The 26,099-nt window shown below is 52.7% G+C and carries 23 protein-coding genes, 1 tRNA gene and 1 pseudogene; 7 read left to right on the forward strand and 18 right to left on the reverse strand.

Annotated elements, in window-relative coordinates; genetic code table 11:
- Nucleotides 1-57 precede the first annotated feature (57 nt).
- The 3 genes and pseudogenes from QJQ48_RS21340 (at nucleotide 58) to QJQ48_RS21350 (ending at nucleotide 660) form a co-directional block, all read left to right on the forward strand.
- Nucleotides 58-130 (forward strand) — tRNA-Ala (locus QJQ48_RS21340).
- Between the two features lie 17 nt (nucleotides 131-147).
- Nucleotides 148-384 (forward strand): annotated as a pseudogene (locus QJQ48_RS21345) (DUF433 domain-containing protein); the annotation flags it as partial.
- Nucleotides 385-444: 60 nt separating this feature from the next.
- Nucleotides 445-660, forward strand: coding sequence for a hypothetical protein (locus QJQ48_RS21350; RefSeq protein WP_346293273.1), 216 nt, complete (start codon nucleotides 445-447; stop codon nucleotides 658-660).
- Nucleotides 661-684: 24 nt separating this feature from the next.
- Here the strand turns inward: QJQ48_RS21350 and QJQ48_RS21355 are convergent, their stop codons facing one another.
- From QJQ48_RS21355 to QJQ48_RS21400, 10 genes are all read right to left on the reverse strand, one after another.
- Complete coding sequence (locus QJQ48_RS21355) at nucleotides 685-2,253, reverse strand: class I SAM-dependent DNA methyltransferase (RefSeq protein WP_346293274.1); 1,569 nt, start codon at nucleotides 2,251-2,253, stop codon at nucleotides 685-687.
- Nucleotides 2,254-2,255: 2 nt separating this feature from the next.
- Nucleotides 2,256-2,636, reverse strand: coding sequence for a type II toxin-antitoxin system VapC family toxin (locus QJQ48_RS21360; RefSeq protein WP_346293275.1), 381 nt, complete (start codon nucleotides 2,634-2,636; stop codon nucleotides 2,256-2,258).
- The gene (locus QJQ48_RS21365) at nucleotides 2,623-2,844 is read right to left on the reverse strand and encodes a DUF2281 domain-containing protein (protein ID WP_346293276.1); all 222 of its coding nucleotides are present in this window, start codon (nucleotides 2,842-2,844) and stop codon (nucleotides 2,623-2,625) included. Before QJQ48_RS21365 ends, QJQ48_RS21360 begins: the two co-directional genes overlap by 14 nt.
- An 86-nt stretch (nucleotides 2,845-2,930) precedes the next feature.
- A complete protein-coding gene (locus QJQ48_RS21370; RefSeq protein WP_346293277.1) occupies nucleotides 2,931-4,232 on the reverse strand; it encodes a restriction endonuclease subunit S in 1,302 nt (433 codons plus the stop codon).
- On the reverse strand, nucleotides 4,229-6,616 hold the full coding sequence (locus tag QJQ48_RS21375) for a DEAD/DEAH box helicase family protein (protein WP_346293278.1): 2,388 nt from the start codon (nucleotides 6,614-6,616) through the stop codon (nucleotides 4,229-4,231). Before QJQ48_RS21375 ends, QJQ48_RS21370 begins: the two co-directional genes overlap by 4 nt.
- A 366-nt stretch (nucleotides 6,617-6,982) precedes the next feature.
- Nucleotides 6,983-7,513: a DUF1993 domain-containing protein gene (locus QJQ48_RS21380; protein WP_346293279.1), complete on the reverse strand. Its 531-nt coding sequence runs from the start codon at nucleotides 7,511-7,513 to the stop codon at nucleotides 6,983-6,985.
- Between the two features lie 110 nt (nucleotides 7,514-7,623).
- On the reverse strand, nucleotides 7,624-8,994 hold the full coding sequence (thrC, locus tag QJQ48_RS21385; protein ID WP_346293314.1) for a threonine synthase: 1,371 nt from the start codon (nucleotides 8,992-8,994) through the stop codon (nucleotides 7,624-7,626).
- A gap of 77 nt (nucleotides 8,995-9,071) precedes the next feature.
- Nucleotides 9,072-9,242 carry a hypothetical protein gene (locus tag QJQ48_RS21390; RefSeq protein WP_346293280.1) on the reverse strand — a complete coding sequence of 57 codons (171 nt, stop codon included), beginning with the start codon at nucleotides 9,240-9,242 and terminating at the stop codon, nucleotides 9,072-9,074.
- Entirely contained in the window at nucleotides 9,232-10,422 is a 1,191-nt protein-coding gene (gene kbl, locus QJQ48_RS21395) for a glycine C-acetyltransferase (RefSeq protein ID WP_346293281.1), read from the reverse strand. The genes QJQ48_RS21390 and kbl overlap by 11 nt, the downstream gene beginning before the upstream one ends.
- Complete coding sequence (locus QJQ48_RS21400) at nucleotides 10,397-11,350, reverse strand: NAD-dependent epimerase/dehydratase family protein (protein ID WP_346293282.1); 954 nt, start codon at nucleotides 11,348-11,350, stop codon at nucleotides 10,397-10,399. The genes kbl and QJQ48_RS21400 overlap by 26 nt, the downstream gene beginning before the upstream one ends.
- Nucleotides 11,351-12,261: 911 nt before the next feature.
- On the opposite strand from QJQ48_RS21400, the gene QJQ48_RS21405 reads away from it, so the two are divergent.
- Complete coding sequence (locus QJQ48_RS21405; protein WP_346293283.1) at nucleotides 12,262-12,960, forward strand: 2OG-Fe dioxygenase family protein; 699 nt, start codon at nucleotides 12,262-12,264, stop codon at nucleotides 12,958-12,960.
- Between the two features lie 73 nt (nucleotides 12,961-13,033).
- Nucleotides 13,034-14,320 carry a cysteine desulfurase-like protein gene (locus tag QJQ48_RS21410; protein WP_346293284.1) on the forward strand — a complete coding sequence of 429 codons (1,287 nt, stop codon included), beginning with the start codon at nucleotides 13,034-13,036 and terminating at the stop codon, nucleotides 14,318-14,320.
- A gap of 6 nt (nucleotides 14,321-14,326) precedes the next feature.
- Here the strand turns inward: QJQ48_RS21410 and QJQ48_RS21415 are convergent, their stop codons facing one another.
- The 8 genes from QJQ48_RS21415 to QJQ48_RS21450 all read right to left on the reverse strand — a co-directional run bounded on the left by QJQ48_RS21415 (nucleotide 14,327) and on the right by QJQ48_RS21450 (nucleotide 23,632).
- Nucleotides 14,327-16,438 (reverse strand): cation:proton antiporter domain-containing protein, encoded by a 2,112-nt coding sequence (locus QJQ48_RS21415; protein WP_346293285.1) that lies wholly within the window; start codon nucleotides 16,436-16,438, stop codon nucleotides 14,327-14,329.
- Nucleotides 16,439-16,650: 212 nt separating this feature from the next.
- Nucleotides 16,651-18,003 carry an SPOR domain-containing protein gene (locus QJQ48_RS21420; RefSeq protein ID WP_346293286.1) on the reverse strand — a complete coding sequence of 451 codons (1,353 nt, stop codon included), beginning with the start codon at nucleotides 18,001-18,003 and terminating at the stop codon, nucleotides 16,651-16,653.
- Between the two features lie 377 nt (nucleotides 18,004-18,380).
- The gene (locus QJQ48_RS21425; protein WP_346293287.1) at nucleotides 18,381-19,574 is read right to left on the reverse strand and encodes an NAD(P)/FAD-dependent oxidoreductase; all 1,194 of its coding nucleotides are present in this window, start codon (nucleotides 19,572-19,574) and stop codon (nucleotides 18,381-18,383) included.
- 34 nt (nucleotides 19,575-19,608) lie between these two features.
- On the reverse strand, nucleotides 19,609-20,262 hold the full coding sequence (locus tag QJQ48_RS21430) for an HAS-barrel domain-containing protein (RefSeq protein WP_346293288.1): 654 nt from the start codon (nucleotides 20,260-20,262) through the stop codon (nucleotides 19,609-19,611).
- Nucleotides 20,263-20,291: 29 nt separating this feature from the next.
- Nucleotides 20,292-20,477, reverse strand: coding sequence for an NAD(P)H dehydrogenase subunit NdhS (locus QJQ48_RS21435; RefSeq protein ID WP_346293289.1), 186 nt, complete (start codon nucleotides 20,475-20,477; stop codon nucleotides 20,292-20,294).
- A gap of 179 nt (nucleotides 20,478-20,656) precedes the next feature.
- Nucleotides 20,657-22,225, reverse strand: a complete 1,569-nt coding sequence (locus tag QJQ48_RS21440) for a Ppx/GppA phosphatase family protein (protein WP_346293290.1) — start codon at nucleotides 22,223-22,225, stop codon at nucleotides 20,657-20,659.
- 105 nt (nucleotides 22,226-22,330) lie between these two features.
- A complete protein-coding gene (locus tag QJQ48_RS21445; RefSeq protein WP_346293291.1) occupies nucleotides 22,331-23,044 on the reverse strand; it encodes an oxygen-binding di-iron domain-containing protein in 714 nt (237 codons plus the stop codon).
- Nucleotides 23,045-23,332: 288 nt separating this feature from the next.
- The gene (locus tag QJQ48_RS21450) at nucleotides 23,333-23,632 is read right to left on the reverse strand and encodes a ferredoxin (protein ID WP_346293292.1); all 300 of its coding nucleotides are present in this window, start codon (nucleotides 23,630-23,632) and stop codon (nucleotides 23,333-23,335) included.
- 478 nt (nucleotides 23,633-24,110) lie between these two features.
- On the opposite strand from QJQ48_RS21450, the gene QJQ48_RS21455 reads away from it, so the two are divergent.
- Together QJQ48_RS21455 and larE are read left to right on the forward strand one after the other, a co-directional pair.
- Entirely contained in the window at nucleotides 24,111-25,112 is a 1,002-nt protein-coding gene (locus QJQ48_RS21455; RefSeq protein ID WP_346293293.1) for a Gfo/Idh/MocA family protein, read from the forward strand.
- A gap of 42 nt (nucleotides 25,113-25,154) precedes the next feature.
- Entirely contained in the window at nucleotides 25,155-25,973 is an 819-nt protein-coding gene (gene larE, locus QJQ48_RS21460) for an ATP-dependent sacrificial sulfur transferase LarE (RefSeq protein ID WP_346293294.1), read from the forward strand.
- Nucleotides 25,974-26,099 lie beyond the last annotated feature (126 nt).

The raw sequence follows: 26,099 nt of genomic DNA on the forward strand, positions 1-26,099 counted from the left end.
TGGTTGAAATTTGTCGCCAACGGCCCTGACCGTCTCTGCTAAGATACCTTTGAGTGCGGGGAATTAGCTCAGCTGGTAGAGCGCTAGGATCGCACCCTAGAGGTCAGGGGTTCGACTCCCCTATTCTCCATCACCTCACATTCCACTATTGTTCTGTATCCCTTTACCCGCACCCATGAAGAGAACAACCCGCGCATTGTAGTGATTGATCCGCGTATTGCCTTTGGGCGACTAGTTATTGAGGGAACGGGCATCCCAACCAGTATTTTGGCAGAGCGGTATCGGGCAGGAGACTCAATTGATGATTTGGCTGAGGATTACCGCTGCGATCGCCTTAAAGTCGAAGAAGCTATTCGGTGCGAGCTACAGCCTAAAGCTGCATGACGGGGACGGAACCGAAACAAACCGTTTTTTTCATTGATCGCTGTTTGGGCAGTGTCAAACTTGCGACGGCGCTGCGAAAATCTGGCATCTCAAAATTTGCCAGGGCAGGACATGATCGAGGTTTTCCTCAAGGCATTTATGAAAATGCAGGCATTTGCCCGTGAGACTCCATCACCGTTCATTGCCAAAGTTTATAAAACCGGTGAGGTCAGCGAGTGGAAGAATCATGAGGAGTTGCTGGCTGAGTTGAATGACATGATGCAAGGCATGGAATAGCTCAATAGCGGCCCATCTATGTTGTCAACTCCGTAGTTTGGCGATCGCCGCCGCAACTTCCTTGCCTTTGCTCTCGATGAGGTCGAGCAGTTCCTTTGGCGTACGGGTATCTTCTTCAATAACCTTGTTGGGATTGACGGCTTTCAAGTCGAAGTTCTTGGCTTCGATGTCCTGACGGGTGACTGTCCAACTGCGATCGCTCTCCCCTTTGCTCGCCAACAGCTTGAAGAACTCGTCAAAGTCTTTGTCGAGTAGGGGTTTCTTTTTGGTGACTTTGCGATCGCTGAGGTCGTAATACCAGATGGACTCGGTGGGTTGACCCTTGGTGAAAAAGACAAGGTTGGTTTTGACGCCGGCACCGGCTGAGGTGAAGACGCCGGGGGGCAGGCTGACAATCGCCCACACGTCGCAATCATCCAATAGCTTGCGCTTGGTTTGGACGAAGGCAGTTTCATTGGTGCGGAACAGGATGCCCTCGTCGAGGACGATGCCACAGCGGGCACCCTTTTTCATGGAGGCGATGGTGTGTTGCAGGTAGAGGGTTTGGGTGGAGCCGGTTTGGTAGGCGAAGTTGGTTTGGGCGGCTTTGCCTTCTTTGCCGCCAAAGGGTGGATTCATCAGGACGACGTCGAATTGGGAAGGAGCACCCTCGTATAAGCCTTCGTAGGAGACGCCCCCGGTGAGGGTGTTGCCGTGCCAGATATGGGGCAGGTCGATGCCGTGGAGAATGAGGTTAGCTAAGGCGATGGGGTAAATGGCGTTGTCTTTTTCCCGCCCGTAGAAGGTTTTGTACTTCAGGGTTTCTTGCTGGTCGGCGTCGATAGCATCGCCTAAAGCTTTGCGAATATGGTTGAAGCCTTCTGCTAAGAATCCGCCCGTGCCGCAGCCTGGATCGTAGACGGTTTCGCCAATCTTGGGGTCAATGGCTTTGACCATAGCCCGAATCACGACCCGTGGGGTGAAGAACTGGCCGCCGTCGTTGCCTTTTTCGCCCATTTTGAGCAGCAGCCCTTCATAGACTTGGGAGAGGGCGAAGATATGGGTAGTGTCGATATTCTCTTGGTTAATATTGTGGACTTTATCGATGATGTCCTGAAAGTTTTTCTCGGTATCGATGCGGGTGCGTTCTACACCGGACATGATTTCGCTGATGACCTTTTGCCGATGGGTAGGGTTGGGCAGATTTTTTAGATCTTTGAGGTGGGGTATCAGGTCGTTATGGAGAAAATTGAAGAACTCCCCTTCGGCTCCATCGGTGAGTTCTTTGCGTTTCCAGCCTTGGGGTAAGCCATCAACGAGTTTGAGCAGGTTCTCGTCGTAGGGGGCAGCCCATTCGCGCCAGCGGTAGGGGGTACCGAGAGAGGGGATGAAATCTTGTCCGACAGCTTCGAGTTCGTCTTGCTCGGCGGCTTCTAGCTCGTCGAGGATGCGGAGGAAGAGAATCCAGGTGAGTTCGGGGACGTATTGCAGGGCTCCGGCACAGTTGGAGCGGCGCATGATGTCGCAGATGGATTTGACGTAGCTATCGAGGCTTTGTTGGGTGGTGAAGAGACGACCGCTGTCATTGCCGCTTTTGCCGTTAGTGTTTGCCATGTCTATGCTTGTTCGAGAATATTGGTCATGCGGGTTGCTAACTGCTGGTCGAGCGTGACCAGTTCAATCTGATGAACTTTAGCGGTTGCCGCGATGATGGCATCAGGAACCTTCAAGCTGTATTGGCGGCGAATGCGGATGGTCATATCCTCAGTGGCGGCGGTGAGGGGAAGATACTGCATGGTCTGAAGCACGGTAGTAGTGGCCTGAGCTTCGGCGTCGGTCAGGGCCGGAAAGCCCAGAAGTTCGATGCGGGTGATGAAGCTATAGGCACTAGTCTGGGGTATGGCCTCGAGATATTGCAGCAGGTCGAGCGCTGCTGAGCTACCTTTGATGAGGCCGATGATGATGTTGGTGTCGAGCAAAAACTTAGTCCCACTCACTGCGCATCGTCCTTTGAATGGTGACGGGGTCGTCGTCGAAGTTGGGGGAGTCTTTGAGGATGCCGAAGAAGTCATTAAAGGACTGCGCTGCGCCAGCTGCGCCAGGTTGAGCTCGCTGGCGCACAAACTCAGCAAACACTAAGACGAGGTTTGCTTGGTCTTCGGGTAAGGTTTTGACAAGTTCGTAGATGGTGTCGGCGGTACTCATGGCGATGTTTTGTAAATGGCCCACTGGGAGGATGGTGGGTTGAGAAGGGTCTAATGGCTATGATGTCGCGTTTGGCGAAAGGTGGCTTACAGCTCGCCGTTGAAGGCTTGACGGAGGAGGGCAGCGGGGAAGGCGTTGATGGTATCAAGTTGGTCCTGAAGTGAAGATATCACCTCCTCTATCTGACTTATTTTCTCGTTGATCAAACTGGAAAATTTCGCTTGCTTCTCGGGGCTAGGCATTAGTAACTCAAGATTACGCACATCAGTTGAATTGATTGAGGACTGACCAATAGCACGTTTGGCAACTTCTTCAATTTGTTTTCTGATAGCAGGGGTTCTCAACTGTTGGGCAACAAACATTGAGTTTATGTTGTCTTTCAGTCTTACCCGTATGAGCATGTTCTCAAAGACATTACCTTCTGCTCTTTCGCACACCCATCCACTCTTACCAACCAACTCAAAGCTATTCACACGACTGATGAGGATATCTCCTTTCTTGAGAGAAAACTTCTTTAATTCATTGTCATCAACTTCAACTTGAGTGGTCTCATGGAAGCTAAGATTCCAGCTATTGTTGTGGATGTTATACATCCGAAGAAACGGATGCCCATGACCATAAAACTCGGATTTCTTATAGATTCCGTTCTGTACTGATAAGGCCAGACTCCCAAAGCTTTTCTTCTCCCATTTTTGAGCTTCGGGGCTGTTAAAAATTTGGCGGAGGTAGGCGGCGGGAAGGGCTTGGGCAGCTTCGAGTTGGGCTTCGGTGGCGAGGCGGGCTTGGTCGATGGTGGCGAGGCGATCGCTCAAAATCCCCACAATTCGCTTCTGTTCCGCGATCGGCGGTAGTGGGAAGCGAAAGTTATAGATGTATTTCGGATTTGTGTTTTTCTGCAGGTTGCCCGTATCGTCACGAGTCACGTATTCTCTAAAATCACGCGAACGCAAACGAAAATATAGATAAGTTGAATTGACTTGATCTTCATTCAAGACAAATCTTCCTACACGTTGATTAAGTAATGCAGGAATTTCTCTATCAAAAATAGCAACCGTGCCTAAATATTCTCCCGATGGAGACATATCTGTCAGAGTGATCAGTAAGTCATTTTTTTGAACAATAAACTTCTCGTAATCATCGAGATGACTCTCAGGTAAAAAGCTCATTTTCGATGTGTTCCAGACAAGGTCAAAATTCTTGCCGACGTTTCCCATCTTTAAAACTGGTATACCTTCATGAACAAAGTCAGCACTTTTGAAGGCAAATCCGTTAAAAATCACGCAAATTTCTCCCAGGTTCACCCACCGCCAACCATCCGGCAGCGACTCCCCCTGCCCATTCTGCTGCACTGATTTCCCAGCTTTCCTCTCAACCGTCTTCGTCCTCATGCGGCAAACAACTTCCGTTTCATCTCCGTCAATACCTCCAGCGGTTTACCCAGCAGCTTCAGCGACTTCACGCCGCCGGTCTTAACCACCGAAGGCACCCGAAACAGCTCCCGACTTTCCAGACTATCGGTGCCGCCGCTGACAAACTGGCTCACCACTGCCCGCAAGGCATTTGCCGCCGGGGGTGGCATTTCATTAAACCAGAAATCCTGCTGGTTATAAAACACCTGTACTCTATTTGTGCGCGTTTTAGGAGCCAAATCATAGCCCAGCCCCGCCAGCAGGTCATAGAGGTCATACTCATCCATATCGCGGATGCGCCGCAGGGCTGAGGTTGAGAGGCCACCATCATGGAGCCGAACCATCAGCTCAAAGCGAGCATCGGGCACCACCCAGCGTTCCAAAAATTCTGAGGCGGTAGGCACGGAGCCAATCAGGCGTTCCGTCAGTAACTCCTCATATTCTTCCACAGTAACCATCACATCCCGCCCGTTGAGATACACCGGAATGCGCACCCCATCATCCCGAATTTCCACCTCAAAGCCCTCGACCTGGATCAGGGGTGGCGGTGGATCGGTAATCTTATCCGGGTCATAGTCGCTTGATCCCTCAGCGGTTTGCGGGGAGGGTGGCGTGGGTTTCGTAATAAAATCCTGCCCCAACAGTCGAGTGGCGTTGGTGTAGTCATACAGCCAGAACATCAGCTTCTCGGTTTCCTCGTCAATGCGAGTACCCCGCCCCACCATCTGATAAAACGTGATGGGCGAATTCATGTATTTAAAAAACACCACATTTCGCAGACTGGGCACATCCACCCCCGTCGTCAGCAGGTCTACCGTCGTGGCGACAAAGTAATTCCGCCTGCTCCCCTTCAGATCGGCCAAATAGTCTTTGCCGCCCGATGCCGCCGTGCATTTGAAGGCATAGTTCTCACAGGGGGTCAACTCATTTTCCTCACACCAGCGGGTATAGAGGTTGTTCAGCTCCAGCGCCACCTGATCCGCGTGATAGTCTCGTACACAAAAGATGATGGTCTTCTGCTCTGGCCCGCCCGTCTGGATTAGATAGCTAAATAAGTCCTGAGCCATCGCAATAACACGATCCGGCAGCATTACCCGATTTTCAAAGGCAGTGTGAGCATATAGCTCGTCCAGTTCTTCTTCAGTGATGGGGCGTCCAGTTCTGGCATCGATCGCGTTTCGGGCCAAAATATCTTCCTTGGTGATGCCCGTATCATCTAGATTGACTCGACTCAAGCGAATCTGACAGGCGGCGAGATAGCCATCCTCCATGCCCTGAGCAATGGTGTACTCGTACACAGGTCCCCCAAAGTAAGCTAGGTTATCCGCTGTGATTTGCTGATCCCGCTGGGCTTCGGGATTATCTTCGGTAATGGTGAGCTGGCGCGGTGTCGCCGTCAGCCCAATTTGCACCGCATCGGGATTGCGGGTGAGCACCTGTGACCACTTGCCCCAGGCCGAACGGTGGCACTCGTCAATAACAATATGGCTGAAGTAATTTTCGGGGTAATGCTTGGTCAGAAAGTTGGCATCTGAGTCGTCCTGATCAACATCTAATGTCTGATAGGTAGCGATCAGCACCTTGGCATTTTTCTGCGGTTCCTTCGAGGTCACAGTGGCGGCATTGGCCCCAAACAAATTTTGAAACGCGGCTGAGGCTTGTATGCGGAGTTCGTCGCGATCGCACACAAACAGCGCCCGTCGCAATAGTCCCGCATCCGAGATCCGCTTTAACAAGTTCACCGCAATAAACGTCTTTCCCGCCCCCGTTGCCAAAGACAGCAGCACCCGACTGGGTTCTCCTTGAGTGGTGCATTGAGCAATCTTTTCCAATGCCGCCCGAATTGCCGCATCCTGGTAATAGCGGCGTCTGCCCTCACCCGTGGGGTAAGGCGTCAGCAATGGCCTAGCAATGTCGCTGTCTAGACTAAAGCCCTTCTCTGCCTCGTACCGACTTTGTAAGTCTGCCGGGGTGGGAAACTCACTCAGAGGACGCGGCAATGAGGTTTGCCCGGTGCTGCGGTCGTACTCCACAAACAAATGACCATTGGTGGCATAGACAAACTGAATATTGTGCAGTTGACCACTGACGTATGCTTTCGCCTGCTCTAGCCCATAAGTCGGGGCTTTGTCCTCTGCCTTAGCTTCAATCAGGGCAACCGCAACAGGCTGCTTCCCTGCTGGTCCCACCAAACGCAGCACATAATCCATCCGCCCTCGACTGCGCCGCTTTCCGCGCCCTTGAACGATATCGATCGCTCCCGGTGTCTGCTCCCGCTTAATATGACCCTGTTCTGTCCATCCTCTGCTGCGAAGCGCTGGATCGATCAGTTGTGCCCGGGTATCAGCTTCGTTGCGTCCCATACGCTAGCTTTTGCCGTTGTGTTGTTGGTCATCCTCGAGATTGTCCGTAATGCCCCTTAGATCAACTTGCCCCAAAGCCTCAATTCAGCGACATCTGCCCAACCCCACAACCTGCCAAAAAAGTCTTACCCAGCGACAAGACTCCTATCAGACGCAAAACCGACTTATTACCTTCGCTATCAAGATCTAGCACCACCTGCTTAGTCCAATATCCGCATTACCTCACCAGGGTCAGGCATAGACAAGCCCCCAATCAAGCCTTAGATTCTGCATATCCCAACCGATATAGTCACGCGCATGGCATAACTACCTGAGGGTGCGATCGCTAACACTCGAAGAATTTCAGGTGAGGAACGATCTTTGCGTTTATGTATTGCCTTGATGCTTGACGAAAGGAACTAAATGCATCATGAAATCACGCTTGCCTATTGGTGCTCCGGCCATCCGCATGATGTCGTATGCCGTAGTCAGATGAAAATAAAAGTTTGGCATCAAAAAGTCGTCTACGTACGAAAGTCCAGGCAAGTCTGCGTAGAGTCCCTGTCCCAGTTCAAGCCGTTTATTTTCTGAAAGTTTAGTCTCGGCAACATCGATATCAATGCTGGCCAACAGCTCTTTGGTGGCTGAAATATGATTGCGGGCATCGGCTAGAGAGGCTACGTCAGGATTCAAGTTATTAGCTGGCTGACCCAAACACCACAGGGCAAAGTTACGAGGCTGGTTGCAGGTAAAGGCTATCTGCGTGCCGAAGGGAAGCATATCCGGCGCTATTCGGCGCTGAAATAGGGACTCTATATCGTTAGTAAAATGCTTCTCTGCGACCTCTAAAAGATGGGCCAACGTATCAAGCCTAGAGCTGAAAATATCTTGCAGTACCGCAATCTTCGGCCTTTCCATAATTTTTTCTCAAGAACATGACTTGCAATGCATAACCATCGACTCAGGAGCAGACTAAAAAATCTACACTTTCAGGAGAAGACTTTGAACGATGCAGTAACCTCTACAGGTTATCTCGTTACGCTGTTGAGCCGTTTTTCAATTTCCACTTTCACCGTATCCGCGTTGGCGGGTAAATGGACAGCCGGATTGGCGTACTGGCTGGTTACGCCTTCTAAAGTCGATTCGTGATACTTGACCTTAAAGTCGGTGAACTTGAGGCCGTGGGCAGTGCTGATCACCACCGTTCTATCGCTAGATTTGATCAGGCCGCGCTTGACCAGCTTTTTCAGCACGGCTAAAGCCACTCCCGTATGGGGGCAAGTAAACATACCCGTTAAATCAGCCTCTGCCGTCGCCGCTGCCAGCTCGTTTTCGGTGGCCTGCTCCACAATGCCGTCCGTTTCCGCGATCGCCTTTGTCGCTTTGTCATAGCTCACCGGATCCCCAATTCGGATGGCGCTGGCCAACGTGTCTCCTGCAGTTTTGCTGACTTTCTGTTTGAATCCAGCCTTGAATGATTCATAAAAGGGGTTAGCCTGAGCCGCTTGCGCCGCCACCAGTCTGGGCATACGGCTAATCAACCCCAGATCCATCATCAGCTTGAAGCCTTTGTAGAGAGCGCTGATATTGCCCAGATTGCCAACGGGAATGATGATCCAGTCCGGTACCTGCCAATCAAACTGCCGCACAATCTCAATCCCGACAGTCTTTTGGCCTTCAATGCGGAGGCTGTTCATCGAATTGGCCAGGTAAATAGAATTATCCTGGGTAACTTCTTTGACGATTTTCATACAGCCGTCGAAGTCGGTATCGAGCGCCAGCACATGAGCACCATTCGCCACAGGCTGAATTAGCTGCGCCGTGCTGACTTTCCCCGCAGGCAGGAAAATGACGGCTGGGATACCCGCATAGGCTGCATAAGCGGCGAGGGCCGCACTGGTATCACCCGTACTGGCACAGGCAACCGCTTTAACAGGGCTGCCCTGGGCCATCATTTGTTTGACCACGCTGACCAATACGGTCATGCCAAGATCTTTAAAGCTACCTGTGTGGCTATTGCCGCAGAGCTTAATCCACAGTTCAGGGACGCCGAGCTGCTTGCCTAACCGTTCAGCCCAAAACAGGTTGGTATTGCCCTCAAACATGCTGACGACATTCTCATCAGCCAAAGCAGGAATCACCCACTCCCGCATTCCCCAAACACCGCTGCCGTAGGGCCATGCGGTTGTGCTAATACGCGAGTCGAATAGCTGTTTCCACTGATCGGCGCTCCGCTTTTTCAGCGGTTCTCGCTCATGATGAACTTCCAGGAGGCTGCCGCAGGAGGGGCAGGTATAAATCACGTCAAAAATTGAATGCTTGGCAACACAGCCTGCAATGCAGCGAAAATAAACAGTCTGATTATCTGTACTCAATTTCGACTCGATAGTTGACGACATCATGATGGCTACCCGGGTGACTGGTCATCAGTTGTCATTATGCTCGTAGCTAGCACAGAGGGCTAGGGGTACGGTTTTTATGACTCAGTTAAAATTCCAATCAGTATGGGGGACAAATCCTCTAAATCGGTGGGTACCCGGTAAAAGCTCAAGTCCTGCTCAATGCAGCGATCGCCTCGATTAAATTTGCCGAACTGCCAAATATCGCCATAAGACGACAGGCGCGATGAGGACTGCTCAATTACCAATGATGCCGTAATGCTGTCCTACGGTTTTGAACGATTCGATACAGTGGTCTAGCTGCGCCCGGCTGTGAGCGGCAGAAATCTGAACGCGGATACGGGCTTGTCCTTCGGGGACGACGGGATAGCTAAAGCCAATGACGTAGATACCTTTAGCTAGGAGGGCTTGAGCCATATCCTGAGCCAGCTGCGCATCGTAGAGCATGATGGGCACGATAGGATGAATTCCCGGCTTGATATTGAAGCCGCTGGCGGTCATTTGCCGACGGAAGTAGCGGGTGTTAGCCATCAGCCGTTCTCGCAAATCGCTGCTTTTTTCCAACATCTTGAGGACGTTGAGGCTAGTGTAGGCAATCACAGGCGCCAGGCTATTGGAAAACAGGTAGGGACGCGATCGCTGCCGTAGTAAGTCAATAATAGGCTGACGCCCCGTAGTGAAGCCTCCTGACGCGCCGCCTAGGGCTTTGCCCAGGGTGCTAGTGATGATGTCCACCCGTCCTAGCACACCACAGTGCTCCACTGAGCCGCGCCCAGTCAGCCCAAAAAAGCCCGTCCCGTGACTGTCATCCACCATAACCAGAGCGTTGTAGCGATCGGCCAGATTGCAGATGGTATTGAGCGGCGCAATATCACCATCCATACTGAACACCCCATCCGTAGCAATCAGGCGCAGCCTAGCGGTTTGACTCGCCTGTAGGGCCTGTTCTAGTTCTGCCATGTCGGCGTGGCCGTAGCGGTAGCGCTGGGCTTTGCAGAGCCGAATGCCGTCAATGATGCTGGCGTGGTTGAAGGCATCGCTGATCACCGCATCCTCAGCGCCCAAAATAGTTTCAAAAAGACCGCCATTGGCGTCAAAGCAGGAGCCGTAAAGAATGGCATCGTCCGTACTCAAAAAGGCAGCGATCGCCCGTTCTAGGTCACGATGAATTGTCTGAGTGCCGCAGATAAAGCGGGTTGAAGCGAGGCCAAATCCGTAGCGATCGAGTCCTGCTTTGGCTACCTGAATCAGGTCGGGATGGTTGGCCAAACCCAGATAGTTGTTGGCGCAAAAGTTCAGGACGGGCTGGCCCCCAGCAACTGTAATTTCGGCTCCTTGGGGCGAGGTCAGCAGGCGCTCCACTTTGTCTAGGCCCCTAGACCGGATGGTTTCGAGGACGGATTCAACTGGCAATGGAGTGGTGAGCATGGGAATACCTCTGGCGTAGGTGAACCAACATATCCTCGACAATCCGAGGCAGGTCATAGGCCGGTCGCCAGCCCCAATCGCGGCGGGCGGCGCTGTCGTCAAGGGTGATGGGCCAGGAATCAGCGATCGCCTGACGAAAATCGGGGCGATAGTCGCAGGTGAACTGGGGCAGATGAGTCTGAATAGCTGCAACCAGTTCTGCCGCAGAAAAACTCACGGCGGCCAGGTTGTAGCTCGATCGCACTGTAATGGCGTCTGCCTTAGCCGCCATCAGCTCCTGCATAGCGCGAATGGCATCGGGCATATACATCATAGGCAGGCGCGTGTCGGGTTTAACAAAACAGGTGTAATGGCCAGACTGCAGCGCCCCATGAAACATCTCGACGGCAAAATCAGTAGTGCCTCCGCCTGGCAAAGCGCGGTAGCTAATCAGCCCTGGCAGCCGCAGACTACGCACATCCACGCCGAACCGCTGGGCGTAGTAACGGCAGAGCAGCTCGCCCGTCACTTTGGTGACGCCGTAGATCGTGTCGGGTTCTAGGACGGTCTGTTGAGAAACCTGGTGGCGAGGAGCACCCGCCCCAAAAACAGCGATAGAACTGGGCCAAAAGATTCTGAGGCGACGGGCCTGAGCCAGCTCTAGAACATTTCTGAGGCCCTGAATATTGACGTTCCAGCACTGACGCGGACGAGCTTCTCCCTTAGCCGATAGGAAGCCAGCAAGATGATAGATCGTTTGAATAGCATAGGTTTCAACAACATGGCGTAGCTGCTCTGGCTGAGTGACATCCAGAGTCACGTAGGGAGAACGGTCAGGAGAACGCGATCGCCGTCCGCTTTCTAGCACCGCCTGTGGGCCATATTGCTGGCGCAGCGCGATCGCTAAATCGCAGCCAATTTGTCCCTGAGCGCCGGTAATTAAGATCATTGAATTAATTTCCTAAAACAGAAACAGACGGCTTCTGATGAAGGCGAGAAGCGTGCTATCAGTCGCCTATTTATTTGAGATTTAAGCTGTTTTTGTTAGCTATTTACTGAGGCGGTATTAGGGCAATGGAAAAGCGAATATGATGAATTAAGCTTTTACTGTTTCAGCGTAAAAAGCCGAATTAAGCTGCGCTATTTTCTATTATTTGGTTTAGCTAATTTGACAATCAACCTTTTTAGAAAAAAGGAAATTTCGCCAAAAACAGAGCAATTTGTCTGCGCTGCTACCTTAAAGCTGATTTAACTACAAATGCAGTGGCTCAATCTAGGCTTAAGCTGAAATTACGATAAACAGACCTCTACAGCTAAAGCTAGAGAGAGTTGAGACTCTATAACAAATAGGTTGCCACTTCTATAATAGCGCCTGTTTTTGTTGATCACCTAAATATTTCTTAACCATATAGTTGACTTTTTCTGACAAATTCAACATGTCTTAAAAAGCCTGAGTCATGATTTTAATAGAGTTTATTGCTTGAGCGATCGCAGTAGCAGTGATTCAGAAGAGATAACAGCAATACGATATCTGAATCTCTTTTCAAGCTAGATCGCGACCAGTGTAATCAGCCGGCATAGATGCCCAATTCCCGCAAGCGCCATCAGGGTTGCTGTCTTTTTGAACCACTTAAGTAAAAGGGCGCTTTTAATCAAGGAAAACGCTCCGGATAGGGAGTGATATATCCCCTAAATTTCTTTGATATCGCCTCGTTGCTTCACAAAACAGTTTGCGCCTGAGCCGCCACCGAACTCAAGTCGGCGTTCGGATGCGATCGCCCCGGTGAGGCTCCCAGCGCTGCAGCAGCATGAAGCACCAGGCTTGCTCAAGCGGCCTTGTACACCGTAGGAGGAAATAGAATGCCTGCTTTAGCCAACCGTCAAACCTTTAATTGTTTAACCAGCTATGCCATTGAAACGATTGGCCATGATAATGTTCGCGCCATTCAGCCCTTTTTTGACTGCCTTCCCGTTGACCCCTATTTCCCAGAGGGATTTCGGTTTCGGCGGTTTTCCCATTTCTCCATCCGAGACAGCATAGTTACCCAACTCCCCCACACCATCTTTTTCCAGAGCAAAGCCTATAATCCGCACCTGGGCGATGTCTACCGCGAATACGAGGAGATAGATCCGGCGCTGATAGAGCATTCCGCTTTTCGCCAGGCGCTGCTGACCTTCTTTGATTTTTGTCAGCGCTGCTCTGCCTTTAACACTGTGGGAGTTCACCAAATTCGCGTGACCACCTCTCGCCAGAAGCAGCGCAGCCCTGCTCCTGAAGGCATCCATCAAGATGGGGTTGATCTAGTTGGGATTCTCTGCCTCGATCGCCACAATTTAGCCGACGGCGAAACCCATCTGTATGCAAATCTGCAAAGCCCGCCTGTCTTCCGCAAAATCCTGCAGCCTGGTGAATTGCTGGCCTTCAACGACCATCAGTTTTTCCATTTCACCACAGACATCCGGCCAGCGATCGCCGAGCAGGGTCACCGGGATGTCCTAGTCTTTACCTGCCCGGATATTCCGTTCAATCCCCAAGACAAACAGGCAGAGCTAAACTAGCGCCGCCTTGCTAGCTCATCCGCCTTCTCACCTCCCAGCCCCATATGACGCGCCAGCAAAGGAGACTAGAACTGTGTTAGCCCATCCAACTTTGGCCTCAGCGCTGAGCCTAGAGCCTCATCTAGCCTGGATACGGACTCAGTTTCCAGCGCTGGCTCAGACCTGGCGGGGAGAACCTATCGCTTTCCTAGACGGCCCAGGCGGCACCCAGGTGCCACAAACCGTTATTGACGCAATCAGCCACTATTTAGTCCAGGCCAATGCCAACGCTCATGGAGCCTTTGCCACCAGCCAGAAAACCGATCAGGTGATTGCCCACGCCCACGCCGCGATCGCTGACTTGCTTGGCTGCGATCGCGATGAGGTCATCTTTGGGCCGAACATGACGACGCTTACCTTTGCCCTCAGCCGCGCCATTGGGCGACAGCTACAACCGGGGGATGAGATTGTTGTCACCCGGCTCGATCACGATGCGAATGTAGCTCCCTGGCGAGCCTTGGCGGAGCGCGGCGCGATCGTTAAAACCGTAGACATTCACCCAGAAGACTGTACTTTAGATGAGGCGGATCTGGCGCAAAAGCTAAGCTGCCGCACGCGCCTGGTTGCCGTCACGGCAGCCTCCAATGCCGTCGGTACGATGCCCGATGTGTCTGCGATCGCGCAGATGGCCCATGCGGTAGGAGCGTGGGTGTTTGTCGATGCCGTCCACTACGCCACACACGCTCCAATTGATGTCAAAGCCTGGGACTGTGATTTCCTCGCCTGCTCTCCCTACAAGTTTTACGGTCCTCATCTGGGCGTCATTTATGGCAAGCGGGAGCATTTAGCCCGTCTCCGTCCCTACAAAGTCCGTCCCGCCCCCGACAGAATTCCAGCCTGCTGGGAAACAGGAACCCAAAACCATGAGGGCTTAGCCGGGCTGATTGCCGCCGTTGACTACATTGCAGCCTTAGGTCGGCGACTCGCGCCTCTGGCAACCAGCCGTCGCGCCCAGTTGATAACGGCGATGACAGCGATGCACCGTTACGGGCAGCAGCTTTGTCAGCGGCTGATCCAGGGACTCCAGACGATGCCTGGGATAACGCTCTACGGCATTACTGACCCCCAACGCCTTGACCAGCGAGTAGGAACCATCGCGCTGCGCCAGGGCGATCGCGCTCCGGCAGACATAGCTCAGTTTCTGGCCCAACGCGGTATCTTTGTTTGGCACGGCAATTTCTACGCCCTAGGGCTGACCAAGCGACTGGGCCTGGAAGACACAGGCGGCTTCGTGCGGATTGGCCTCGTGCATTACAACACGGCTGCCGAGGGCGATCGCTTACTGAGCGCGTTGAGACGCTACTCGCGCTGGCGGCGGTAGAAGTCGCTAGGCTTTTAACAAATAGCCGCCGGCGCGAACCGGGCGATCGGCGCGTTGGGGATGGGGTTCACCTACAAGAATAATGGAGCCTTTGATCTGATCAATCAGCGGCGTGGTGCTAGCCCCTAGCGTCAAACCATTGCCGACCCGGCGACGCTGCAGGCGCAGCAGGGTCAAGTCGTAGCTGCGAGCCGTTTTGACAATGGCTGAAACGACATTATCGCTGGCTAAAAGCTGCACTTCGATAGGGGTTTCGGCTACCGGTAGCCGCTCAACCAGTAGCTCTATTTGCTTCCGCAAGCGGGTTTGGCGAATGTCGGAAGCGCGGGGATGGTAGACGTGCAGCAGGGTGATTTTGGCCTGATGGGTACTGGCTAATACCTGGGCAAACCGCAGCGATCGCAACACCGATGGGGAGAGATTTTCAATCGGTAGCAAAATTGTTTTGAAACTAGCGGGCGAATCCAGCAGGCGGGCTACCACAACAGGACAGTGAGCTGACCATAGGACAGTGTCCTGAATATTGCTAAAGAGCTGGGGCCGCAGCCGCGATCGCCGCCCCATCCCCAGCAGAATCAGGTTGGCATTTTCCTCCCGGCTGACGTGAGAAACTGCCTGCGCCACGTTGTATTCAATTCTGAGCCTGGGGTCTATGGTGGCTTCTAAGCCGGCGCTGATGGCCTGAGCCGCCTCCAACCGCTGGCGGCTGCGGGCCAAGGCTTTGGCTAGCTGAGGCGAATCCATTTGGGGCTGAGCCAGCGCGATCGCCAGCGGAATGACGCGGCCATTTTTATAGCGGGCTACGGTGGCAGCTAGTTCAATTAGCCACTGCTCCGTGTTGGGATTGTAGACGGGCACAACCACCGCAAATGATTCGGGCATATCGCTAGGGGGCGGCAGCCAGTCAAAAACCTCAGACTCGTCAAAAGCCTCTTGCACAACCAGATCTCTACCGGCTCTAGCCGTCACCAACGGCCCCAAAACCGCCGTCACCAGCATCAGCAAGATAATGCTGTTAAACACCTGCGAATTGATAATTTCGGCTTCGTATCCCACCAGCGCTGCCGCTAGAGTCGCCGCCACCTGAGGAATAGACAGCGACCACATCGTCCAGGTTTGAGGCCAGCTGTAGCCAAAGAGCTGCCGCGCCCCCAAGGAGGCCAGTCCCTTAGTCAGCAGCAGCACGCCGACAATCAAAAGCGGCAGCTCAACAAACGACAAAATGCTGCTAAAGGCTTGCAGATCGAGCAGCAGTCCCATCGCCACAAAAAACATAGGAATAAACAGGACGCTGCCCATAAACTCCGTTTTTTCCTTCACCGGACCGTCGCCAATGACGCTATTGATGGCCAGTCCGGCTAAAAATGCGCCAATGATGTTTTCCACACCAATCAGCTGGGCCACGAGCGCGCATAGAAATACTGAAAGCAGCACGAAGAGAAACTGATTGCCCTCATCTTTGCCCGTCTTGCGAAAGAAGACTTGGCCTAGCTGCTTTAGACCAAACAGCACCGCGATCGCGTACAGCCCCAGCGACCCCAACAGCGTCAGTAGCTTCAGAGCAGAGAAATCTCCCTGATTGATGCCCAGGCAGATCGCCAAAACCAGCAGGGAACCAATATCAGTGAAGATGGTAGCGCCAACGGTAACCGTGACCGCTTCATCCCCGACAATGCCCAGTCGCTGCACGATTGGATAGGCCAGCAGCGTGTGGGAGGCCAGCAGGGAACCAATCAAAACCGCCGCCAGCCAGCCAAAACCAAATAGCAAACCGATGGCAATACCGCCCACTAAAGGAATGGCAAATGTTAGCAAACCAAAGCCAATTGAGCGATCGCGCGTTCTCTGAAATAGCGCCAAATCAATCTCAAGTCCGGCCACAAACATCAGGTAGATTTTGCCAATTTCTGAAAACAGCTTCATGATTTCAGCATCGGCACTGAGCCAACCTAAACCGCTACTGCCAAACAAAACCCCTGCCGCAATCAGTCCCACCAGCCCTGGCAGTTTTAGCCGTTCAAAGAGGGGCGGCGTGACCAGCACAATAGCCAGCAGCAGCACAAAAGTTGTGACAGGCTCTCGCAGCGTTTGAGAGACAGGTTCCACCAGAAGAAGCATAAATCGTACCTCTACAGAGAGGGCCAGGAATTTAAATTCCTGGCCGCAAAGGATTCGCTGAAACTATAGATTCTGATTGAATTTATTCACTTAAGATTGCGGCTTTTAGCTAGCCCTGTCTCTCCATCTCAAGATGGAATCTTAAGCAAGCCTGACTGGTTTCCTCAATCTCAGTGCGTGAGGAGCTTGAGATCTGCCGCCCAAACGACAGCTTAATAAAGGCGGCGATCCGCAGAGTAGCTGCCTACCGGCACGCCCAGTTGAGCCTCCCAAACGGCATCCTGGCCGACGTTTTCTGCCTGCAAGGACGATTGAAAGGCCGGATAAATCCCCCATTCCTCAATGCCATAAGAGCTGAAGATTTTCTCAGCGCTCAGGATTTCAGCTTCAGTCCCCGTGGCGACGATGATATACTGCCCCGCCGCCAAACGCTCGTGATAAACCTTGGCCCTATCTTCTGGAATCCCCATCCCGACTAAAGTTCCCAGTAGACCGCCAGCCGCAGCCCCAATCGCGCTACCCGCCAGCGCCGCAGCGATCGCAGTACCAGCCGTTCCCGCTAGAAAAATCGGTCCTACCCCTGGTATCGCCAGCGTTCCCAGCCCAACTAGCAGCCCGGTTAAGCCACCCACAGATCCCCCGGCTAGCGCTCCGGCAGTGGCTCCTTTACCCATCTGAGAACGATCCACATCGTAGAGATTGACCTGAGCGATCGGATCGGCTCCCTCACGCCTAGAGTCAACACCGTCAATCTGCTTGACAGCGCTGGGCGCCTTAATCCGATCGCCGTTGCGGGTGATCACTGATATGCGCTCCAGCGGAAAGCCCATCTGCTGGAGATCTCGCAGAGCCGCTTCTGTCTCCGGATAGTGCCGAAAGGCACCGACTGCAAACCGGGCAGTGTCAGACTCACCAGCAGATTCATACGGCAAACCGTCAGCAGGCCCAGGAGGCGTTGATACAGCAGGGGCCGCTGCCATAAAGCTAGCTGGCGGAGAAACTGGCTGCTCCGAAGGCACGTCTGCCGCCGCTATCTCATAGATCTGCCAGTGATTGATCTGGCAGTGATGCAAAATCTCCTCCGCCTCTAGAATGTCAGGGCCAGAGCCTTCCACCCCAATTAGACAATCGCCTCGCCCAATGCGATCGCTGTACAAAGCGGCTGTCTGCTCAGGAATACCCAAAGTCCTCAGCGCTTCTATGCTAGAACCGGCAAAGTTATTGAGGGAGGAGACGATCTCACTCAGCCGTCCCCCGGCAACAACAGATCCGGTTCCTAACAGATCGAGCTGGCTAGGCCGAGCGACTAGCCCAGACAAACCACTGATCATGCTATTGGCGGCAGAACTGGGGGCGATGGGGTTGGTAGCTGAAGGTAGAGATCCCAAATAGCGACTGTCTAAAGACGCTGTCGCTAAATCATCATGGCGATCGCTGCTTTTGGCGAGAAAAGAGAGCTGATGGCTCAAAAACCCTGCCTCTTTTAGCTTCTCTAAAGCGACCTCTGCATCCTGATAGCTGAAAAAGACGCCTAATCCTAGTAAAGAGTGATTAGAAAAAACCATAATTGACCTCGCAATATGTTGAAAACCTGTAGCGATAAAAACATAAGAGCAGGCAATAAAGAGCAAACTTTCTGAACAAAAAGGCTCAGATAACTCTTAGCTTTTAATAACTACTATGGCTTTGGTTATGCACATACCTTAGCGATCAAAAGGTTAAAAACTCGATAACAATATCGCTGTTTTACAGCCGTATGGCGCGACCCCTTTAATTTTGGTATTGCTGATTTTGGGTATAAATTCAAGCGCGAGCAAGATGCTCGCACTAACCTGTCTGACAATAAAGGCGAGGAGTGTGAGCGTCTCGCTCACGACCGGCCAACATCAGATTCATCCCTTGATTCAGCCACGCCTAATTTTGCAATAGCTGATCTTATGGCCTAAGACGTGACCTGCAATCCCCGGTCAAAGCGGCTAGGCTGCATCTGCTCAATCAGGGCATCTGCTTCGCCCGTCAGCCAACGGACAAATCGAGCTGCCGTAGGCGGCAAAATCGCGAAGGGGCTGCCAAACCCAGTAAAAACCTGTAGGCCCGTAACGCCTGGAACCCCCCCTACCAGCGGTATGCCATCTCGGCTAAAAGAGACTAAGCACGAATACCACTGCCCTGGCACGTCTTTTAACACGGGTAACAGATGGCTGACAGCCGCGCGAATCCGCGCTTCGCTGCGAGCAGCATCAACCGGGGGCTGTGGGCTGGTGAGCAAGCGGCTAATCTGACCGATACGTAAACGACCGTCAAGAAACTGAACCACGCCAGCATCCAAAATAGGCTCGGCAATTTTATGACCCGGTTCTTGCCACAGCCTTTCAGTTTCCGGCTGGCTGGCCTGACTTTCCAACTCAAAGCGCTGCAGTCCTGCAGGCATAATCAGGCTGCGAATTGAAAAGTCTACGGCAGGGGTTTCAATCAGCTCTGCCTGAGTGAAATAGACGGGAACCACAATGCCAGAACGCTGCAGGATCTGGCGGCTCAGTCCGCCTGCGGCCACCACTACATTGGCTGCCGCGTAGGCCTGCTGGGGGGTGGTAATGCCGGTAACGCGATCGCCAATCTTGACCAGCCCGGTGACTTCTGCAATGAAGCGATCGCCGCCAAGCCGCTGAAACGCTTGGTTATAGGCTGCCACTAGCGCCATAGGCTCTACATGGCCGTGGCGAACGGTTAAAGCGCCAGCGATCGCCTCTGGGTTGAGCTGCGGCTCTAGAGACTGGGCTTCGGCAGGGCTGATGAGCTGGGGCGCGATGTCGAACTTTTCATAGTCGCGGGCGATTGCTGTTGGATCTGCCGCCGCATCAATGGTCAGCACCAAATCCAGTTCTCTAAACTGAGTATCGGCCTCTAGCTCTTGCGAAAACTGGCGCTGACGCTCCATCCCTTCTTGGCAAAGCTGCCGGGTGAGATCAGTCGTACCGGACCAGTAGGGAATGCCCCCGTAGCTAAACCGGGTGGCGCTAGCCGGTTCCAAAGCGCGATCGATTACCAGCACGCTTGCCCCACACCGCGCTAGCTCGTAGCTCAGGGCAGCTCCAGCTAGCCCGTTGCCCACCACAATCCAGTCATAGGTTTTCATCACCCGACCCTCATCAATAGAAGCTGGCTAAAGTTCAAGGATGAATCTGATTAAGAATAACCCGCAGGCGATCGTAATCGTCCTTCAAAACGATGCTCAGAGTGCGGCCCGCCTGTACCAGCCAGTCGCGATCGGCTTTGCGGAGCTGATAGATTTGGCGAATAGTCGCTGCCATCAGGCTGTCTACGGGCGCGCCAGGGACTTCCAGCAGGGTTCTGAAAAAATCGAGCTGCTGGCTGAACTGGACAATTTCGTCAGCAGGACAGCGATAGACAGCCTGATGAATCTGGGGCGGTCGCGGCGGGAGGTGCTGATAAATCAGATTGCTGGGGCGATCGCCCGTTCCAGGCTGAAAACCGATAATGGCCGAGCGAAATTCGGTTTTGAGCATGGCAAAGATCTGAGGCTGCTGCTCTCGCAGTTCCGCCAAGGACAAGCCTAAAGCTCTAGCTCGGTGGACTGAATCGATCGGGCTAGTGGTGGCGTAATAGACTACAGCATAAATTTGATTGCCGGATTCTTCATCCACCGACTTGACCCAGCTCCCGAAAGGAGGCATCGCCGGAAAGCTCAGGTCTTCAGGCTCTAGGCACTGAGATAAGAACTCGGTCGTTGCCGTTTCGATCACCTCAGCAATGTGATCAGCATGGCGAGCCTGGGTCGAAAATTGCGGCAGGGGAAGACGCATACTAATTTTGCCGCCTCAAGAGGAAACCACTACTTTTTACCGCGTTTGTCTACCAGTTCTAGGTCAGACAGACGAAAGGTTACAAGCTTGTCCCAGTTACCGCCTTCAAACAGGACGGCGACTTTACCATCGCTGATTCGCTGTACCTGGCCTTCAAAGCCGTAGTAAGTGTCGTCGAGATTCACAACTTTGACGGGAGAACCTGGCAAAATCATATTCAATCGCTGTCGCAATAGCCTTTCATTGATTAAGCTTACAGTCTAAATTCACAAATTGTAAGCTTTTCCTGAGGTGGAGTGCCGTTGGTAAGGCTGAGTTGAGCGATCGCCCAAAGCTGCTCAAAAGTAGCTGTCATCTTTGAGAACAGGGATTGTCAGCTTGAAGCAGAGAATTCTCAGACGTGGGCTGATGATAAGTCTTTCGAGGCAGAGGACACAGGCTGAATTTCAATATCGCGAGCGATCGCCTCGGCTAATACCTCACAGTCTCGCTGCGCGGCCCAGACTTCTAGCTCGAGATTGTCGGCTCCCGCCACCCTAATTGCGAGAGTATCAGCTGAAATGTGGCAGGTCGTCGTTGAGACTCGCTGGTTTCTAGTTTTGTCGAGACTGACCGCTATCCTGAGAATGCCTGAGAGCGTTTTGACCACCTGGCGATGGGCTTTGGATAACCGTTTGAACTTTTTGTGTTTTTTGCTAGGGGCTGCTTTGCAGTGATAGCGAGTGAGGTGCCCAATCAGCAAAACCTCCTCGTCTGTAAAGCCGCGCGGATCGGTGCGGTTGATGATATAGCGCGAATTTTTGTGATGTTTCCGAAACGAAATAAACTGGCCAATATCGTGCAGAAGGGCCGCATATTTCAGCAAATCGCGTTCAAATTCGCCGTATTCATGTAGTTCCTGCGTTTGATCAAATATCTGCAGGGCCAGATGGGAAATATGACTGTTTTGCTGCCAGTCAGACTGATATTTCTGCGCCAGTTGAGCAACTTTGCGGTATCGCAGATCGCTCTGAATCGGAAACGTGGCGACTTCATGAGAGTGTCGTTCCAAATAGTCTAAGATCATCCCTTCTCGCAGGGAAGCATCACAAAGGGTAATTTCTTTAACGCCTGCCATCTTCAGTAACTGCGCCAGCAGCACGCCGCCCAGATGAATCGCATCTGCCCGTTTGTCGTTGATGCCTTTGACCTTGGTGCGATCTTTCATCGCTCTCTCCAGCAAATCTGCGGTGAGATCTTCAATATCCTTGAGCCGCACGACCTCAGCATTGACCGATCGCAAGGACTCACCCTTAGCTTTCAAATGAGCGGCCTCACCCAGGGTACGAATCGTACCGGATGTACCGACCACCCGCTCAAAGCCGATCTCCTGAATCTGGTCGAGGGTTTGCTGCGCAACAAAGCGGATATGGGCTTCCAGCACTCCCCGGCTTTCGCTGCCCACCGGGCCTTTGTCCTCAAACATATCCAGCAGCCGCTGCACCCCCAGCTGAAGACTGTCACCAAACAGTACTTCTTGCTGATTGCCTAAAACAGCTTCGGTGCTCCCACCACCAATATCAAAAACCAGCGCGGTGTCATTTTCCAGAGCAATGGAGTTGCGGACGGCTAGAAAAATTAGGCGGGCTTCCTCTTTTCCAGAGATGATGCGGGGAGCCAGCCCTGTCTGCTGCACTACCGCGTCCATAAAGGCTTCGCCATTTTGCGCCTCGCGGATGGCGCTGGTAGCGGCGGTGATTATTTCATCAACCCCTGTTTGCTCAGCCAGATGGACATAGCGGCTAATGGTTTCTAAGCCAGCGGCAAAGGCGCGATCGCTCAGTCGATTGGTAGCAAATACCCCAGCCCCCAGCTTGACCATCTCTTTTTCGCGATCGATCACCTCAAAGTGACGTTGGGCGATCGCCTCCACAATAATCATGTGAATGGAGTTGGTGCCAATATCGATCGCGGCAAGCTTCATAGTTGGACTTGGTCCTAGGCTTCAAAGCCATCATAGTCCGCCGCCTCCCCTTCTTTGTAGCGCCGCTGAAAACTGTCCCAGCCTCAGGTAGGAGATAGCAGCCCCTCAGGCAGCAAGTCCTGCAGCCAGTGCTCGTAGCAGCTTAGCGCCCTCACCTTGCCAAGCACTCCCATGCATACAGGCTAAGACTCTCGGCTCAGTTGAGGCCAGTCGCTCCAACATCTCCGGCCCGTTTTTCGTATGCGAATAGTAGTCCATCTGTCGCCGGAATGTCTCACTCGGCCCTAGAATATCGGATTCAGTGAGAGGGGGTAAGTCTGCGCCCCCCTGGGTGAAAAGATCTCCGCAAAACAATGTCTTCGTCGTCTCTTCCATCAGATAGCCGCACTCCCAAGCATGAGGCAGATGCGGCATATCAAACCACCGAACCGCGTGTTTTCCCGTAGCAAGAACCTCCCCGTCGGCCAAAACCTGGGGAGCCTTATCGGCAAGATCTTCAATTGATACCATTGCTGCAACCCTGCCGCAGACTGGAACAGCGTGGGGAGTAGCAGCTAGCCACTGATTAAGTGAGCCGCACTCGTCTGCCTCTACGTGAGAAAATGCGACGTATCTAAGTCTCTCCACAGGAATTACTTTGGCAACGGCCTCATAGACGAGCTGAAACATTTTGCGGGGGCCAGTGTGAAACAGCAGCGGCGCTTCATCAACAATGAGGTACTGATTAAACGAAAAGCCTGGTACTGGGGTATTTATGCGGTAAATACCATCAGCGACTTCATGCAGGTTTGTGCCAGATTGAGTATTTGTCACGCTCATAGGGACTTCCTGCCAGAATAAAGCCTGGCAAAACAAAGGGTTTGAGCAGTCTGAGGCTCTTATACGGCGAATAGGGTGGAGCGATATTCACCTAAGATCTTTATAGCCCATATTCTATTATCTGTAGCCTAAGATTTTTGTGATCGTCTCGCCGGTAGCCAAGAGGGTTAGTCCCCATCAACACCCCTGACGTCAGCAGCCTCGGGCTTGCCTCTACTAACCTGTCAAAGCCACAAAAAAGGAGTTGCCGCAGCAACTCCCCTCTCAACTCGCTCAAAAGTTAGAAGCTTAGTACAGCTCTTCCTCTTGGTGAGTCATGATGGTGCAGTCAGAAGTGGGGTAAGCCACGCAGGTTAGAACGTAGCCAGCCTCAATTTGATCGTCATCCAAGAAAGACTGGTCAGACTGATCGACTGTTCCTTCAACCATCTTGCCGGCGCAGGTAGAGCAAGCGCCAGCGCGGCAGGAGTAAGGTAGGTCAATCCCCTGCTCTTCGGCAGCATCAAGAATGTACTCATCATCAGGGACTTCAATAGTAGTATTGAGTCCTTCAGCGTCGTTCTTCAGGGTTACTTTATAAGATGCCATGCTGTTATCCTCTCACTTAGTCAGTCAAAACATAGCAGTAATTAGTCTCACGGAAAATCCTACTAAAGAGCGATTAGTAATAAATTCCTATCGACTAACTCCATCTCTGATACTACGGGAAAACCCGAATTCTGTCTCAATTAGAGCCAAATTTAGATGAAAGGGATTCATAATCAAACTCAGCATTTTAGGCTTAATTTACTTATGAGTGACTTTATCGCTTCCCTATAGAAAATGCCGTAAAACCGGCAGAATAGGATTTTGCAACGATAACGGCGGCTTTAATTGACTTTTGATCAATTCAAACTGAGTTACTAAAAATTCTTTGTATCATAAGAATTATTTATGTTTTTTCCGAACTCTAGTTTGTATTAGAAATGGTTGAGAGAATGCCTTTTTTTGCAAAGGCTTGAGTTTTTCAATGCCGCTTTTAATTCTTGTATTGTGACTATTAATGTCCCTTTTGAAGTAAAACCCTGTGTCAGTGACCTCCTATCCCAATTTATCTTTGCCGGTGGCTGCTGGGCTGATTGGTACAGGCTACGCCGCCAAGCTGAGAGCTGAAACGCTACAGGCAGATGAGCGATCGCAGCTAGTCGCCGTTGCGGGCCACACCCCTGAACACACGGCTGAGTTTGCTCAAACGCATGGGACTGAAGCTGCCCAGAACTGGCAGCAGCTAATAGAGCGGCCCGATCTAGACCTGGTATTCATCTGCGGTGTCAACCGCGATCACGGCCCGATGGTGCAGGCGGCTTTAGCTGCCGACAAGCACGTTGTCGTAGAGTATCCCCTAGCTTTAGACGTAGATCTAGCGACAGCCCTAATAGATCTGGCCCAGCAGCGGCAGCGACTGTTGCATGTCGAGCATATTGAGCTGCTGGGAGGACTGCATGGGGCGATGCGCGAGTATCTGCCGCAGGTCGGACAGCCCTACTATGCGCGCTACAGCACGATCAACCCGCAGCATCCGGCCCCTCGGCGGTGGACATATCACAGCGACCTCTTTGGCTTTCCGCTGATGGCGGCCCTCTCTCGCATACATCGACTGACGGACTTATTTGGTCAGGTGGCTGAGGTGAACTGCCAGTTTGTCAGCGATCGCGCTACAGACGGCTATTTTATATCTTGTCTCTGTACGGCTCAGCTCAGCTTTGCCAGTGGTTTTGTGGCTGAAGTGACCTATGGTAAAGGCGAAAAGCTGTGGGCCGCTGCCCGCCGCATGGAGGTTCACGCCGAGCAGGCAGGGTTGCTGTTTGAAGGGGAGAACGGCACGCTGCTGACCCCGGACGGCACCCAGCCGATTGAGGTCGGTACGCGGCGCGGCCTGTTCGCCAAAGATACTCGGAGCGTGCTTGATCACTTAACGACAGGCACACCACTTTACGTTTCTCCGGCGGCTAGCCTATATGCCCTGCGGGTAGCCGACGCAGCTCGCCGCTCCGCTCAAACCGGACAGCGAATTTCGCTGCTAGGCTAGAGGCAGAAGATACAAGGCGTCCGTTCGGGCTGAAATTAAGCTATGGTGGCTGACAAATTAGAACACCTGCAGTCAATTTTCAAGGCAATGGATCAGGCTCTGATTGCCTACTCTGGCGGTATTGACAGTACCCTAGTGGCAAAGGTGGCTTACGATATTTTGGGCGATCGCGCCCTCGCCGTGACTGCCGCTTCGCCCTCTCTGATGCCCGAAGATTTGGAAGATGCGCGGCTGCAGGCGGCTGAAATCGGCATTCGCCATGAGATTGTGCAAACCTACGAAATGGACAATCCCAACTACGCGGCCAACCCTGTCAACCGCTGCTATTTCTGCAAGAGCGAGCTGCACGACACGTTGAAACCGCTCGCTCTGCAGCGGGGTTATCCCTACGTCGTAGATGGCGTCAATGCCGATGACCTGCACGACTATCGCCCTGGCATTCAAGCGGCCCAGGAACGCGGTGTGCGATCGCCCCTGGCCGAATCAGGTATTAGCAAGCTAGAAGTCCGACAAATTGCCAAACAGCTCAACCTCCCCTGGTGGGACAAACCAGCCCAGCCCTGTCTTAGCTCCCGTTTCCCCTATGGAGAAGCTATCACAATAGAGAAGCTGCAGCGGGTAGGCCGAGCCGAGCGGCACCTGCGCGATTTAGGTCTGCGAAACCTGCGCGTGCGCTCAGACGGCGACACCGCTCGCATAGAACTACCACCAGAGGAAATTCAGTCTTTTGTGGCTACCACCGATTTGCCCAGCTTAGTAGCTGCTTTTCAAGCGCTAGGCTTTGCCTATGTGACCTTAGATTTAGAAGGCTATCGCAGCGGCAAGCTCAATCGGGGACTAGCAGCGGCGCAGTCAGTCTGAAAATCTCAGCCCGTTTTCAGATATTTGCCCAGCAGCGCTTTTATAGTATGTAAGTGATCTGCAGAAACGTTAATTTCTCTTGGATGCGCGATCGCCCCAGATTGGAGCTAAATTGGCGCATTAAAG

Source organism: Sphaerothrix gracilis Ecp01 (assembly GCF_030405905.1).
In the GTDB taxonomy this organism is placed as follows: domain Bacteria; phylum Cyanobacteriota; class Cyanobacteriia; order Phormidesmidales; family Phormidesmidaceae; genus Sphaerothrix; species Sphaerothrix gracilis.

What these genes read in the sequence shown, in the direction of transcription:
- QJQ48_RS21370 (WP_346293277.1), bottom strand. Translation starts at nt 4,232, where the DNA reads ATGAGGACGAAGACGGTTGAGAGGAAAGCTGGGAAATCAGTGCAGCAG.
- QJQ48_RS21430 (WP_346293288.1), bottom strand. Translation starts at nt 20,262, where the DNA reads ATGCGTCTTCCCCTGCCGCAATTTTCGACCCAGGCTCGCCATGCTGAT.
- QJQ48_RS21405 (WP_346293283.1), top strand. Translation starts at nt 12,262, where the DNA reads ATGCCTGCTTTAGCCAACCGTCAAACCTTTAATTGTTTAACCAGCTAT.
- QJQ48_RS21400 (WP_346293282.1), bottom strand. Translation starts at nt 11,350, where the DNA reads ATGATCTTAATTACCGGCGCTCAGGGACAAATTGGCTGCGATTTAGCG.
- QJQ48_RS21365 (WP_346293276.1), bottom strand. Translation starts at nt 2,844, where the DNA reads ATGAGTACCGCCGACACCATCTACGAACTTGTCAAAACCTTACCCGAA.
- QJQ48_RS21435 (WP_346293289.1), bottom strand. Translation starts at nt 20,477, where the DNA reads ATGATTTTGCCAGGTTCTCCCGTCAAAGTTGTGAATCTCGACGACACT.
- QJQ48_RS21425 (WP_346293287.1), bottom strand. Translation starts at nt 19,574, where the DNA reads ATGAAAACCTATGACTGGATTGTGGTGGGCAACGGGCTAGCTGGAGCT.
- larE (WP_346293294.1), top strand. Translation starts at nt 25,155, where the DNA reads ATGGTGGCTGACAAATTAGAACACCTGCAGTCAATTTTCAAGGCAATG.
- QJQ48_RS21420 (WP_346293286.1), bottom strand. Translation starts at nt 18,003, where the DNA reads ATGGTTTTTTCTAATCACTCTTTACTAGGATTAGGCGTCTTTTTCAGC.
- thrC (WP_346293314.1), bottom strand. Translation starts at nt 8,994, where the DNA reads ATGTCGTCAACTATCGAGTCGAAATTGAGTACAGATAATCAGACTGTT.
- QJQ48_RS21440 (WP_346293290.1), bottom strand. Translation starts at nt 22,225, where the DNA reads ATGAAGCTTGCCGCGATCGATATTGGCACCAACTCCATTCACATGATT.
- QJQ48_RS21380 (WP_346293279.1), bottom strand. Translation starts at nt 7,513, where the DNA reads ATGGAAAGGCCGAAGATTGCGGTACTGCAAGATATTTTCAGCTCTAGG.
- kbl (WP_346293281.1), bottom strand. Translation starts at nt 10,422, where the DNA reads ATGCTCACCACTCCATTGCCAGTTGAATCCGTCCTCGAAACCATCCGG.
- QJQ48_RS21415 (WP_346293285.1), bottom strand. Translation starts at nt 16,438, where the DNA reads ATGCTTCTTCTGGTGGAACCTGTCTCTCAAACGCTGCGAGAGCCTGTC.
- QJQ48_RS21450 (WP_346293292.1), bottom strand. Translation starts at nt 23,632, where the DNA reads ATGGCATCTTATAAAGTAACCCTGAAGAACGACGCTGAAGGACTCAAT.
- QJQ48_RS21355 (WP_346293274.1), bottom strand. Translation starts at nt 2,253, where the DNA reads ATGGCAAACACTAACGGCAAAAGCGGCAATGACAGCGGTCGTCTCTTC.
- QJQ48_RS21445 (WP_346293291.1), bottom strand. Translation starts at nt 23,044, where the DNA reads ATGAGCGTGACAAATACTCAATCTGGCACAAACCTGCATGAAGTCGCT.
- QJQ48_RS21375 (WP_346293278.1), bottom strand. Translation starts at nt 6,616, where the DNA reads ATGGGACGCAACGAAGCTGATACCCGGGCACAACTGATCGATCCAGCG.